Annotated in this window: 12 protein-coding genes; 6 read left to right on the top strand and 6 right to left on the bottom strand. The window is 42.1% G+C overall.

Annotated features, from left to right (window positions below; all coding sequences use genetic code 11):
• Positions 1-54: 54 nt before the first annotated feature.
• From G400_RS0108745 to iolG (G400_RS0108725), 5 genes are read right to left on the bottom strand one after another with little or no spacing between them, the layout of a single operon-like run.
• Entirely contained in the window at positions 55-1,476 is a 1,422-nt protein-coding gene (locus G400_RS0108745) for a sugar porter family MFS transporter (protein ID WP_017260707.1), read from the bottom strand.
• 34 nt (positions 1,477-1,510) lie between these two features.
• Positions 1,511-2,551, bottom strand: coding sequence for a Gfo/Idh/MocA family oxidoreductase (locus tag G400_RS0108740; protein ID WP_017260706.1), 1,041 nt, complete (start codon positions 2,549-2,551; stop codon positions 1,511-1,513).
• A 28-nt stretch (positions 2,552-2,579) separates the two neighbouring features.
• Complete coding sequence (locus G400_RS0108735; protein WP_017260705.1) at positions 2,580-3,617, bottom strand: Gfo/Idh/MocA family protein; 1,038 nt, start codon at positions 3,615-3,617, stop codon at positions 2,580-2,582.
• Between the two features lie 30 nt (positions 3,618-3,647).
• Positions 3,648-4,556, bottom strand: a complete 909-nt coding sequence (iolE, locus tag G400_RS0108730) for a myo-inosose-2 dehydratase (RefSeq protein WP_017260704.1) — start codon at positions 4,554-4,556, stop codon at positions 3,648-3,650.
• Positions 4,557-4,572: 16 nt separating this feature from the next.
• Positions 4,573-5,583: an inositol 2-dehydrogenase gene (iolG, locus tag G400_RS0108725; protein ID WP_017260703.1), complete on the bottom strand. Its 1,011-nt coding sequence runs from the start codon at positions 5,581-5,583 to the stop codon at positions 4,573-4,575.
• A gap of 469 nt (positions 5,584-6,052) precedes the next feature.
• Here iolG (G400_RS0108725) and G400_RS0108720 point away from each other — a divergent pair, with 469 nt between their 5' ends.
• Genes G400_RS0108720 through G400_RS0108705 form a run of 4 tightly spaced genes read left to right on the top strand, consistent with a single transcriptional unit; the run spans position 6,053 to position 9,960 of the window.
• Positions 6,053-7,462 carry a sugar porter family MFS transporter gene (locus tag G400_RS0108720; RefSeq protein WP_042655262.1) on the top strand — a complete coding sequence of 470 codons (1,410 nt, stop codon included), beginning with the start codon at positions 6,053-6,055 and terminating at the stop codon, positions 7,460-7,462.
• Positions 7,463-7,488: 26 nt separating this feature from the next.
• Positions 7,489-8,520: an inositol 2-dehydrogenase gene (gene iolG / locus G400_RS0108715; RefSeq protein WP_017260701.1), complete on the top strand. Its 1,032-nt coding sequence runs from the start codon at positions 7,489-7,491 to the stop codon at positions 8,518-8,520.
• 9 nt (positions 8,521-8,529) lie between these two features.
• Positions 8,530-8,988 carry a heme-degrading domain-containing protein gene (locus G400_RS0108710; RefSeq protein WP_017260700.1) on the top strand — a complete coding sequence of 153 codons (459 nt, stop codon included), beginning with the start codon at positions 8,530-8,532 and terminating at the stop codon, positions 8,986-8,988.
• 36 nt (positions 8,989-9,024) lie between these two features.
• Complete coding sequence (locus G400_RS0108705; RefSeq protein ID WP_017260699.1) at positions 9,025-9,960, top strand: NADP-dependent oxidoreductase; 936 nt, start codon at positions 9,025-9,027, stop codon at positions 9,958-9,960.
• Positions 9,961-10,007: 47 nt separating this feature from the next.
• Here G400_RS0108705 and rihA read toward each other — a convergent pair whose 3' ends face one another.
• Positions 10,008-10,943, bottom strand: coding sequence for a pyrimidine-specific ribonucleoside hydrolase RihA (rihA, locus tag G400_RS0108700; protein WP_017260698.1), 936 nt, complete (start codon positions 10,941-10,943; stop codon positions 10,008-10,010).
• 105 nt (positions 10,944-11,048) lie between these two features.
• Here rihA and G400_RS14880 point away from each other — a divergent pair, with 105 nt between their 5' ends.
• A complete protein-coding gene (locus tag G400_RS14880) occupies positions 11,049-11,345 on the top strand; it encodes a putative quinol monooxygenase (protein WP_017260697.1) in 297 nt (98 codons plus the stop codon).
• A 153-nt stretch (positions 11,346-11,498) separates the two neighbouring features.
• Positions 11,499-12,962 (top strand): glucose-6-phosphate dehydrogenase, encoded by a 1,464-nt coding sequence (gene zwf, locus G400_RS0108690; protein ID WP_017260696.1) that lies wholly within the window; start codon positions 11,499-11,501, stop codon positions 12,960-12,962.
• Positions 12,963-12,989: the final 27 nt, after the last annotated feature.

Here is a 12,989-nt window from a genome sequence, read left to right as displayed (position 1 = left end):
ATTTGTGATTGACCTTTCTTGTGCCGTCTTCATTGACGATAGTAAAGACTTTTACTATTTTGAATCCCCTTTATAAGACTTATCGTATTTAGATCTGAAATATTTTTCGATTTCTTCAAGAGGTACACCCTTTGTTTCAGGAACCCTTATATGAACAAACACTATTCCTAAAACACAGCATGCAGCGAATATATAAAAGGTATATGACATATTCCAATCCAGTAGTACTGGGGATAATAACCCAACAACGAAATTACCAATCCAAAGTATAAAGATGGTAATTCCAGTTCCAATACCACGGAACCTCTGTGGAAAAATTTCTGAATTGATCAGCCAAGTAACTGGCCCTAAAGTACCCTGGAAGAAAATAATGTAAATGTAAACAAGGATAACGATAGTGATACCTGCCCAGCTTGCATTTGGCACTGTCGAGTGAATAATACCGGCGATGACTAGCGTAGTTGCACAAATGACTAATCCAGAATACTCCAATTTTTTACGACCCAGCCAGTCAATTGTGAACATCCCTAGAACTGCACCAACAACAGACAGTAGTCCATTACCGGTATTCAAAATGGCAGCAACCGTTGGATTAAATCCTGAATCTTGAATAATCTTACCACCGTAATACATTATGGAATTAATCCCTGCAAATTGTTGAATAATGCCTAACATAGCCCCAGTGATAAGGATTTGTAGCACCCAGCGTGTCTGGAATAATTCTTTAAAGCTGGCCTGTTCGGCAGCTTCTTCCTTGTCAGCCTTGTCCTTGGCTTCAATTTCAGCCATTTCAGATGGTACTGATGCAGCAGAACGAATCTTCTTCAACACTTCAAGTGCCTTTGAGTTTTTGTTTTGCGATACTAACCATCTGGGTGATTCAGGCACAAGATACATCCCCAACCACAAAATAATTCCAGGAATGGTTCCAAGTCCAAGCATCCACCGCCAGATTGCAGCATTGCCTGCACCAAGTGGCGTCAAAGCAGCATTAACACCAAATGCAATAAACTGCCCAGAAACAATCATAACTTGAGCAGTCGTGACCATTTTACCTCGAAATTCAGATGGCGCGATTTCGGCAATATAAACAGGTACATTTGCAGAGGCCGAGCCAACTGCTAGACCCAGTAGAAATCTAAATATAATCAGCACAACAATACTGGTCGAGAATGCACAACCAAGTGCTCCAACTGCGAAAATAATTCCCAAGATAGTTAAAATTCGTTTGCGGCCAATTTTATCAGCTAACGGCCCACCAAAGATAGCTCCAAATGCGGCACCTAAAGTTAATCCTGAAGAAACAATCCCCTGTTGAAAGGATGTTAAATCAAGTTGCTGTGCTTTGGCCATGAACTGCAGTGACCCATTAACAATCCCAGTATCATACCCAAAAAGGAGTGATCCCATCGCAGAAATGAATGTGGCGGCCCATAAAAAGCCAACATGTGATTTTTGGTCCTGACTTTGATCCATTATTGTGTCTTCTTTCTTATAAGTAGGTTATAGGTCATCCCTTTGGAATATTTACCAGTTTTCCCGTGTTAGCGGACTCCTGACATGCCTTGGCAATCTTCAAAGCTCGGATACCATCTTCAACCGTTACCTCCGGCTGCTTGCCTTTTGCAATGTTACTGATAAAATCTTGGACTTCATCTAAAAAGGCTTCATCGAAACGAGCGCCAAAACTCTGCAAGGATGGTCTAGATACGCCATTTTCACTAAAGACCGTTACGCGATTAAGATCTGGATGTTCACCAACACGAAGCCAACCATTAGAGCCCATCACTTCGAGTTCGACCTGATTGCCATGTGCGGCGTGGCGACCACCAATTAAAGTAGCAATGACGCCACCATCCATTTTCAACTGCGCGACCCCAGTTTCAAATTCTCCAATATCCGCCAAGTCAGGTGCGGCAATATTGCTAGTTAATCCATATGCCTCAACTGGTTCCTGATGCGTAAACCATCGAATTAAATCAACATCGTGAATATTCATATCCACGAAAATGCCGCCAGAGTCAGCTTCAGATGCAAATTTCTTGAAGCTTTCCATTCCGGATATTGGATCAATTCCGTAACCGCGCATATAAATGATTTTACCAATCTTGCCTTCATCAACTATCTTCTTTGCGTACTGATAGGACTTGTCATAGCGGCGCATAAATCCACTTTGAAAAATTTGCTTAGGGTGTTGGTGAATGGTATCTGCCATTCTTTGAACTTCATCAAGGTCAAGACCAAGTGGTTTTTCGCAAAAGACATGTAATCCTGCATTCATAGCATAAGTTGTCATTTCTGGATGGAAAGGTGTCGGCGCAACAATAACCACAGCGTCCAAATTGGACTGATCAATCATTTCCTTATAATCAAGGAATGTTTTTTCAATCCCAAGATCATCGTGTGCCCATTGCAATTGATCTTTATCAAGTGCACATGCCGCAACAACGTCAACTCCTTGAATTTTCTCAGTTAAGTGGCGCGCATGCCTCGAGCCTAAACGGCCTAAACCAATAATTCCAACGCGAACCGGATTTGTCTGTTTTGTCATGGCTAATTCCTCCAAGAATCCATAACCGTTACTTTTCAGCGTATAAAGCTGGTGCTTCAGGGAAGCTCAAATCTTGGGTAGTACCTTTATCGTTCAATGAAGTGATGGCAGCGTCCGCAGTAACGGCAGCAATGTAACCATCCCATGCAGATGGACCAACTGGTGATTCTTCTTGTGAAACATGGTCAATAAAGTCACGGAATTCGATATCATAAGCACTCTCGAAACGAGCCTTCCAGTCTGTCAAAATGGCAGTGCTGTATTCAGCATTCAAACGAGTAGCAACTTGTGGTACCGTTGGCAATTCCAGAACCCCTTCTTCACCAATGACATCACACTTAATGTCATAGCCATACTGACAACGAACAAAGACTTCGATAATGATGTTAATACCAGTCTTAGTTTCCATCATGACAATCATTGGGTCTTGAATCTTAGCATTTTGAACGTACTTAGTTTGCTTTGGACTAAAGACACGAATATTTGCATAGTCATCATTGATTAGCCAGTGATCCAAATCAATTTCGTGAATTGCTGTTTCAATAATTGAACGACTTGAATCATATTCTTCAGGCTGAGTTTGGTTGTAATGGCGTTCGTCAATCATTAATGGCGCACCAATTTTACCCTCATCAATCATTTGCTTCATTTGTACATATTCAGGTGCATAGTGGCGCATGAATCCAACCTGCAACATCCGTTTGCCATATTTCTTTTCTTCGGCAATGATGTCCAAACATTGTTTTGCATCCAATGCCAATGGCTTTTCACAGAATGTGAACTTACCGGCTTTTAAAGCTGCCATTACAATTTCGTAGTGGGCTTCGTTATTCGCAGTACATACAACAACGTCAACATCTGGGTCGTTAACCAAATCGTGATAATCCAAATAGTCATGAGCAGTTAGCCCCTGTCGGTCCAATTCTTTCTGCGCTTTTCCGGGTACAATATCACAAACAGCAGTGACATCCACGTTAGCAATAGTTTTCGTCAAACGGTGTAAGTGATCTGATCCAATAAAACCAATACCAACAATCCCTACTTTGGTAACATGTGTTTCAGCCATGATGTAATCTCCTTATTTTCTTTAATTGCTTTAGTTGAATTGAGAAATTAAATTATTATCGATGTACTTACGGGCAATTTGAGCCATTTCCAGTGGATTGGCTTTATCAGGATCCTGTTCAGCTTCAACAACAATCCAACCCTTATAATTGTTTTCAACCAATTTTTTAAATACAGGTTTGAAATCCAAATCGCCATCACCAGGCACGGTGAACATCCCATTCAAAAAGGCTTGCTGGAAAGTGAGTCCCTTTGCACGTGAATCATCTTCCTGCTTTTTGCGAACATCCTTGAAATGAACATGAACAACTCGATCAATATGGTCGTTTAATAGGCTCATGTAGTCTCCATCAGAAACATAAATATGTCCTGTATCGAAAAGCAGACCGACCTTGTCTGGATCAGTGTTCGCCATCAAGCGATCCGTTTCTTCTTTCGTTTGAATGCCAGTTCCCATGTGGTGATGATAGGCAACCTTAATCCCATACTTGGCAGCAATTTCACCGTAATGGTTTAACCCTTGGCAAACTTCATCCCATTCTTTATCTGTAAAATGTGGTTTGTCCGTGAAAATATTAGCTGTATCAGATCTTTGAATCGTATACGTTTGTTCAGAGACAACAGCAACTGGGGCATTAACCGCTTTCAAAAATTGACAGTGTTTTTCAAAGGCTTCACTCGCCTTTTCAATACCGTCACGAATGATATAACTACTGAACCACTGACCGGCAATGTGTAGATTGCGTAATTTAAGTTCGTAGTTCAACTTTTCTGGTGCTGGGAAGAAACCACCCACTTCGGTGCCATCAAACCCTGCGACAACAATGTCGCTTAATAATTGCTGAAGATTATTTTCTTTACCAATTGATGGAATATCATCATTCCGCCAACCAATTGGAGCAATACCCCATTTAATGTCGTTTTTAACATCTGATGCCATAACTATTGCCTCCGTTTTATATGTCTTGAACTGAAACAACTGCGCCTGTATCTAATGACTTCTTTGCTGCTTGAGCTAATCGAATCGCACGAATACCATCTTCAAATGTGCACTGGACTTCGTGTTCTCCGCGAACTGCACCAAAGAATGATTCAAGTTCTCTTTTATATGCATCCATGTAACGCTGTAAAAAGAAGAACATTGGTTTATCTCCCGCAACGTTATCCTTTGAGGAATAGGTCGTCGTCGAATCTGTCACATTATCGGCGTGCGCCATGCCTTTCGAACCAAACAATTCAATGCGCTGATCATATCCATACACGGCCTGTCGACTATTATCAATTACACCCATCATTCCATTCTTGAACATTAATGTAATGATGGCAGTGTCAATATCTCCAGCCTTGCCAATCTCGTCATTAATCATGACGTTGCCAGTTACAAATACACGATCAACTTCTTCGCCAGTAATGAACCTTGCCATGTCAAAGTCATGAATCGTCATGTCCATGAAAATACCGCCAGAATGACGAACATAATCCATCGAAGGTGGTTCCGGATCACGAGAAGTAATTTTTAATATCTGCTCATTTCCAAGACTGCCATTTTTTCTATAATCGACTATCCGATCAAAATTTTTATCAAACCGACGATTAAATCCGACTTCGAATTTAACGCCGGCTTTTTTGACAGCGTCTAATGCTTTTAAAATTTCAGCATTGTCAAACCCGACTGGCTTTTCGCAAAAAATATCTTTGCCCGCTTTAGCAGCGTCAATAGTCATTTGTGGATGTAAATCTGTAGGCGTACAGATCAAGACCGCTTGAATATCAGAATCATCTAACACTTCGTGATAATCCTTGACGATTTTTTTCACTGAATATTTTTCAACCCAATCATCCTTAGCGAGAATGTCGCAAATTGATTCAATTTTGACATTATCTATCTGCCTTAAATTTTTGAAATGAACATTTCCAATACGCCCCATACCGATAATCCCGATTGTGATTTTTTTGTCATTGCTCATGTGAATACCTCCTTTCATGTTATGATATGAAGCATTTTACAACTGAGCAAATGCTTGTGAAAATATATATAAAAATGGCATTTTCACACCATCTGGGTATCCCCAGTTGTTCGCTTCATCTGACGCCATAATAGCATGATAAAGGCTTTTGTCAACATCACATTTTATTTTTAAACTTAAAAAGAAAGCGTTTTACTTTGATGTGTTGACAATCACAAGCACTCGTGAAATAATTCAAGCCGAAGTTAAATTATCTTCTTGTGCGCACAATCACTTTGTGAAGATGATGTCCTTGTTAAGGCCATTGCAGCGTTACGGCTTGCACAAAGATGTCGATTTCATATCATAATTTGCTCAAAAAAAATGACGATTCAATAGCTGAATCGTCTACACATTTACTTTTTTTCTGGAGGTGGCTATTTTGAACGATGATTCAACTGGTCCTGAAGCTTCAGATGTGCAGTCAAAAATGTCAATTAACACAAAAGCTTCCAAAAACCTACGCCGTATCGCCATCATATCAACTCTCGGTGGACTTTTGTTTGGAGTCGATACCGGAGTCATTAATGGTGCACTTTCGTATATGTCGTCACCTAAGGAACTAAATTTAACGCCAACTGACGAAGGTTTAGTCACGAGCGGTATTACATTAGGTGCCGCTATCGGCGCTATTGCGGCAGGGCGTCTAGCAGATAAATTCGGTAGAAAGCGGGTTCTTCTTTACCTCTCATTCGTTTTCTTTGCAGCAACTGCTATCTGTTCCATCGCACCTAATGCTCTTATTCTTATCATTTTTCGCTTCTTGTTAGGATTGGCCGTCGGTGGGGCATCCGTCATCGTTCCGACATTTTTATCAGAAATGTCGACACCTGCCATTCGTGGACGATTGGTTACACAGAACGAACTAATGATAACTGGTGGTCAATTGCTCGCCTTCATCGTCAATGCAGCGTTAGGTTCTATTTTTACGAATGTTTCCAACATCTGGCGTTATATGATTGCTTTTGGCATGGTGCCGGCCGTATTACTTTTCTTCGGCATGCTAACTGTACCTGAATCGCCCCGCTGGTTAACTATGCAAGGCCGAACAAAAGAAGCATTGTCCACGTTAACCGAAATTCGACCGGACAAGGCCAGCTCCGAAAGAGAAATACAACAAATCAAGGATACCTTGGCGCAGGAAAAAGAAACTGCTCAAGCTCGTTTTCGCGACTTGGGTAAACCATGGATTCGTCGTTTAGTCCTAATCGGCATCGGTCTAGGTGTTATGCAACAGATTATTGGAATCAACATCATGATGTACTATGGAACGACAATTCTCATGAAAGCCGGTTTTGGTCATAGTGCCGCACTAATCGCCAACATCTCCAATGGGTTGGTCTCAGTAGTAGCTACCTACATTGGCATGCGCATGATGAATCGAGTCAATCGACGACGAATGCTTTTAACAGGAATCACAGGAACCAGCATTTCACTGGTCTTAATCGCGATTGTATCGGCTACGCTTAGTCATTCGTCACTGCTGCCCTTCTTTGTAATTCTTTTGACCATGTCGTTTCTCGGTTTTTTCCAAGGATGCATTTCGCCCACAACTTGGTTGTTGCTTTCAGAAATCTTTCCTCAAAATTTGCGTGGTCTCGGCATGGGCGTATCAACATTCTTCCTTTGGTTCTCAAACTTTTTAGTTGGGTTCTTTTTCCCAATATTGATGTCAGCCATTGGATTATCTCTCACCTTTGTAGTCTTCGTTGGTTGCAACATTCTATCGTTCATCTTCGCTTACAAATTTGCTCCAGAAACACGGGGCAAATCTCTCGAACAAATCCAACTGGAATTTAAATATGGCGATGATTCAGGAGTTAATCCCGAATCAAAATAATAATGCATAAAGGATGGTTTTAAATTATGAGTATGAAACGTATTAACGTCGGTATTATCGGTCTTGGTCGTGCAGGTCAAATGCACTTACACAATCTAATGACGATTCCTGAAATTCATATTGTTCAGGTTGCAGATGTTTTTATCGAAAAGATCTCAACTGAATTAAACGATCTTGGGATTACAAATCAAACTCGCGACTATCACGACATTTTGAACAATCCCGATATTGACACCGTTTTTGTCTTTACTTCTACGGATACTCACGAAGAAATTGTGACGGCCGCAGCAAACGCAGGTAAAAATATTTTCTGCGAAAAGCCACTGAGCATGAACACCGTTGAAGAAGCCAGCGTTAACGTTCTTCGAGCCGTCAAAAAAAACCACGTTAAGTTGCAAATGGGTTTTAACCGTCGAATGGATCCTCAGTTCCGCAATATTTTTGAAAATGTTCGACAAGGAGAAATCGGAACACCACAAGTCGTTAAAATAACTTCGCGGGACCCTGACTTATTACCTCATGATCTCATTCAGCGAATCGGCGGACTTTTATTTGATTTCACCATGCATGACTTTGACATGGCTCGATACATGATGAACAGCAACATTGCCGAAGTTTACGCAAAGGGTGGCACCTTAATCGATCCCACACTCAAGGATATCAACGATATTGACACATTAGCGCTCGTTTTGCAGTTTGAAAACGGCGCATACGGCGTTATTGATAATAGTCGTCGTGCCGTCTACGGTTATGATCAACGTGTTGAAGTATTCGGATCTGAAGGAATGTTAAAAGCAGAAAACGTTAGTGAAAGCACTGTCGAACTGTACACTGATAAAAGCAAGATTATGAAAAAGCCTCTACCGATGTTTGTTCAACGCTATCGTAATGCTTACATTAACGAAATGAAGGCATTTGTTAATTCAATTCTAAACGATGAACCCGTCGTTGCCTCCGGACAAGATGTCATCATGGCGCAACGTGCGGCCATTGCAGCTCAGAAGTCCTTAGAAACAGGTCTCCCACAAAAGGTGGACACGAACTTTTCATTAGATTAGGAGGTCAGTATGTTATCAATTGATGAGATTCTTAAACAGGAAGATGCCGCAACATTAGATCACTTCGGTTTAAAAGATGTTGATCGATTAGTTGAAAAATTAAAAACCATTGGTGGAGATGATTTTCAACGCGTATGCATTCTAATTACAAAGAATGACCGTGAAGTTTATTTCCATGCCGGCACGAGCACAACCAATGAAAACAATATTTGGATTGAGAAAAAAGCCAATGTTGTGAATGCTTACGAGCATAGTTCGCTACTAGAAAAGGCAATCTATGCTGATAATCCAGATAATTACTACCAGTCAAACGGACTTAGCCCCAAGGATTACGCAATCGTTGGTGGTGGTTTTCCAATCTGCGTTCAAGGCACTGGTATTGTAGGCACATTAATCGTCTCTGGCTTAACTGATGAGGGCGATCACGATTTGGCATATAAGGCATTGTCTGCCTTAAAGCAGTCATAAAAATAGTAGATTCCTTTGCCAAGGAGGTTATCAAAGATGAAAGCATTCGGCTTCAATCAATACGGCGATGCCAACGTCATGGAAGAATTGGAAATGCCAATGCCCACGATTTCGGCCAATGAAGTATTAGTAAAAAACGAAGCTTTTGCAATCAATGCATTTGACGTAGCTGTACGAAGCGGACGATTCAAAAATTCCGTTACTCTTCTATTCCCAACAATTTTAGGGACAGACGCGGTCGGACGCATTACTGCTGTTGGTAATAATGTTTCTGATTATCACATTGGCGATGAAATCATTGCACATGCTGGTACAGGCACCTACGCTGAATATTTCAAAGTTTCAAGTGCTAACATCGGTCTACGACCTGCTGAGTATGATCGAAACGAAGCAGCAGGACTCCCCCTTTCAGGAATCACTGCATACAACGTTCTCGTTCATATCGCTCAAGTGCGTCCAGGTCAAACAATCGTAGTTCTAGGTGCAGCAGGTGGCGTCGGATCAATGATTGTTCAAATGGCCAAAGCACTAGGACTATACGTCATCGGTACAGATGTCAATACAGCAAAAGAAACAGTGCTAAAACTCGGAGCAAATGAATTTGGTGCCTACGATACTGAGCATGTCGGACAAAAGTTCAACTCCGTAGCTGACATTGTTGTTGATGCCACAAACGGTGGAACTGGTGCCAAAGCTGGTGTCCCTATCGTTAAACCGAGGGGAATCTATGTATCCTTAACAACACTTCCCAACGATACAACGCAAAAACCAGATGCTTCATACCGCCAAATGATTCCCAAGAAAGATTATTTAGACAGCGACGCCTTTGCCGCCATATCTTTAATGATTAGAAATAATCAGCTTCACGTCAGCATCGGCAAGATGGAGTCTTTCACTCTTTTAGGTATTCGAAACGGGCAAAACCTCGTTTCAAACGGAAATCCTGATGGAAAGGTCATCGTGACGTTATAAAAATAACCGTTCAAGAGCCTATTTTTAGGCATTTGAACGGTTATTCTTTAATTATCAAACGACTCCAAGCTAGAAATAACTAAATGAGCAAACTTCTCCCTGTTTATATGAAAAAGTACGTTAGCGTTCTTTTTACGGTGCGTCATATTGTAGTAATCAATAATTGTCTCACCGGACGTTAACTCTCCCTTAGTCTCAATTTCAACGTTGCAGACACGACCTTCAAACATATCTGGATCAATCAGCCACGCAATAGTGCATGGATCGTATAGTGGCAACCCCTTAAATCCCCAACGATCCTGACCAAAAGCAATGCCGTAATAAGCAACTAATCCAGAAACTGCTTCACCAACTGGGTTTGTAATCTTGTTAATTTTTTTGACATCTTCATCGAGTAGTTGCGCTTCAAAAGCAACATTCAAGGGTGCTAAAACAATCGGCACACCAGAATCAAATACGATTTTTGCGGCCTCAGGGTCCACCAGAATATTAAATTCTGTAGTAGGCTCCCAGTTTCCGAGACCCATACCGCCACCCATAATGACGATTTGTTTAATTGAATTGACCAACTCAGGATGGACGGATAAAAATAGTGCGATATTGGTGCATGGCCCAGTAACCACAATTGTTACTGGATCATCCTGCTCTTGTAAAACCCTCGCGATTAGTTCCGTTGCCGGTACATTTTGTGCAAAAAAATCTGGATGCGGCAAATCTGCACCATCCAAACCAGTAACACCATGCATGCTAACACCAGTGATCAAGTCACGCATCAAAGGCTTTTTATCACCCGATGCTACCGGAATATCTTGACGTTTCATCAAAGTCAGCAACGACATAGCGTTGGTCAATGTCCGCCCTGGCATTTGGTTACCCGCAGAGGTCGTAACGGCCAACAACTCAATATTGGGGTTTGCTACTGCGATCATCATTGCGATTGCATCATCATGACCAGGGTCACAATCCAGAATAATTTTTTCCAAAACAAGGCCTCCAACTTTTCCACTAACAATATCACTTTTCAATTGTGGAAAATGTACTTTAATCCACATTTACATTACATGTTTTATTCAAGAAAGGACACCATTATGCAAATCATTAACTGCGAATTTCATATCAAACATGATCAAGAATTGTTAACACAGTTTAAAAAGGCTGCCTTAGTTGAAATTGACCACGCTAGAAAAGACCGAGGCAATATATCATTTAGTTTGTTCCAGGATGTTGAAAACCAGTATGAGCTTCAAATGATCGAAGCCTGGGATAGCGAATCCTCTATCGAATTACATGCTAACTCTGGGCACAATCAACAATTTAATCGTGAATTGTCAAATCTTGTTACACACTTGCCTGCTGTTCATCAGTATGTTTCCGATGAGAACTAAATTTTATGTTTGGCCTAATCGTATGTTCGTAAAATCACTGAATGAATACTGTTGGCCTGGCCATGACGCAATCTCCATTTTCAAATACTGAATTGCTCCCTCGTATTTATTTCATGCTAGATTTAGCACAAAACGCGTGGAGGAAGTGCGGACATGGCAACTTCAAACGTACAATTAGTGATTTTTGGCGGGACGGGTGACCTGACGACGCGGATGTTGATGCCGTCGTTGCTGGGGCTATTCGATACTGGGAAACTCGCGAACTTTGCGGTACTGATTCTGTCGAATCGGAATTTTACGGACGATGATTATCGGGAGTTCATTCGGCCTTTTTTGCGGCGATCAACGAAACCAGACATCCCCGGGTTTTTACAGCATATCTTCTATCAAACAATGGATGTGACAAAAGCTACCGATTATACGGCAGCAGCTACCAAGTCACACGAGATCGACAAGAAATTTGATCTCGGTGGCAATCGCATCTTTTACTTTGCCGTTGCGCCGCGCTTATTTAGCCCGATTATCGCCAGCCTGCCAGATAGTGGTTTTCTGGCCCGTCCTGGATATAAACGCGTTGTTATCGAAAAACCGTTTGGTCAGGACTATCCCAGTGCCAAGGCGTTAAATGAACAATTGAATCATCTCTTCCACGAGGACCAGATTTTCCGGATTGACCACTACCTCGAGAAACGAATGGTGCAGAACATTATGTTGACGCGGTTTGGCAACGGTCTAACAGAAGGCATCTGGAACAGCCACTTCATCGACAACGTTCAGGTAACGCTGAGTGAAACGGTCGGGCTTGAAAACCGAGCCGGTTACTATGATCAGATGGGGGCAACCCGCGATATGGTGCAGAATCATATTTTCCAACTGATTAGTTTGTTAGCGATGGATCAGCCCATCTCGCTTCGACAAGGGGACGTGACGGAGGCCAAGGTAGCCGCGTTACGCATGTTGAAGACGCCGGACCTGCAGCTAATTAATCAGCAATTTGTGCTGGGTCAGTATCTTGGCAACCAGCAGGAGCCCGCCTATCTCGACGAGGAGCGCATCCCCAAGACTTCACGAACGGAAACGTTTGTCGCTGGGGAACTGAACTTCAACAGCTACCGTTGGGATGGCGTGCCCTTCTACTTCCGGACAGGCAAACGTTTGGCAACAAAAACGACACGGATTGACGTGGTGTTCAAAGCGCCACAGCTCAAACTATTTGAGGAACATCATCAAGTGATTGACCACTTGGCGCCAAACATCTTGACGATCCTCATTGATCCCGATGAAGGATTGTCGATGCAACTCAACACGCGGGACAGCGATGAAGAAACATTTGGCTCGACCAATGCAATTCTTGCTAACACGCAACCAGCAACTGGATTCGAGACTCCAGAAGCCTACGAATCGCTGCTGAGTGACATTATCGATGGCAATACGGAAAACTTCCCGCAGTGGCGCGAAATCGCCGTTGCCTGGCAGTTTATCGATGCGCTCCGGGCAGGTTGGCAAAAGACCTCACCGATTATTCACCAGTACCTATTAGGCAGCATGGGACCGGAACAAGCCGACAAATTGTTAACACGGACTGGACGCTACTGGGCGTTTGACCCGACTAAATAGAGACAAATAAAACCTTCACAGAATTTC

It is taken from the genome of Furfurilactobacillus rossiae DSM 15814, from assembly GCF_000428925.1.
In the GTDB taxonomy this organism is placed as follows: Bacteria; Bacillota; Bacilli; order Lactobacillales; family Lactobacillaceae; genus Furfurilactobacillus; species Furfurilactobacillus rossiae.
This window is presented reverse-complemented; position numbering and strand designations above follow the sequence as displayed.

What these genes read in the sequence shown, in the direction of transcription:
- G400_RS0108745 (WP_017260707.1), bottom strand. Translation starts at nt 1,476, where the DNA reads ATGGATCAAAGTCAGGACCAAAAATCACATGTTGGCTTTTTATGGGCC.
- G400_RS0108740 (WP_017260706.1), bottom strand. Translation starts at nt 2,551, where the DNA reads ATGACAAAACAGACAAATCCGGTTCGCGTTGGAATTATTGGTTTAGGC.
- G400_RS0108735 (WP_017260705.1), bottom strand. Translation starts at nt 3,617, where the DNA reads ATGGCTGAAACACATGTTACCAAAGTAGGGATTGTTGGTATTGGTTTT.
- iolE (WP_017260704.1), bottom strand. Translation starts at nt 4,556, where the DNA reads ATGGCATCAGATGTTAAAAACGACATTAAATGGGGTATTGCTCCAATT.
- iolG (WP_017260703.1), bottom strand. Translation starts at nt 5,583, where the DNA reads ATGAGCAATGACAAAAAAATCACAATCGGGATTATCGGTATGGGGCGT.
- G400_RS0108720 (WP_042655262.1), top strand. Translation starts at nt 6,053, where the DNA reads ATGTCAATTAACACAAAAGCTTCCAAAAACCTACGCCGTATCGCCATC.
- iolG (WP_017260701.1), top strand. Translation starts at nt 7,489, where the DNA reads ATGAGTATGAAACGTATTAACGTCGGTATTATCGGTCTTGGTCGTGCA.
- G400_RS0108710 (WP_017260700.1), top strand. Translation starts at nt 8,530, where the DNA reads ATGTTATCAATTGATGAGATTCTTAAACAGGAAGATGCCGCAACATTA.
- G400_RS0108705 (WP_017260699.1), top strand. Translation starts at nt 9,025, where the DNA reads ATGAAAGCATTCGGCTTCAATCAATACGGCGATGCCAACGTCATGGAA.
- G400_RS14880 (WP_017260697.1), top strand. Translation starts at nt 11,049, where the DNA reads ATGCAAATCATTAACTGCGAATTTCATATCAAACATGATCAAGAATTG.
- zwf (WP_017260696.1), top strand. Translation starts at nt 11,499, where the DNA reads ATGGCAACTTCAAACGTACAATTAGTGATTTTTGGCGGGACGGGTGAC.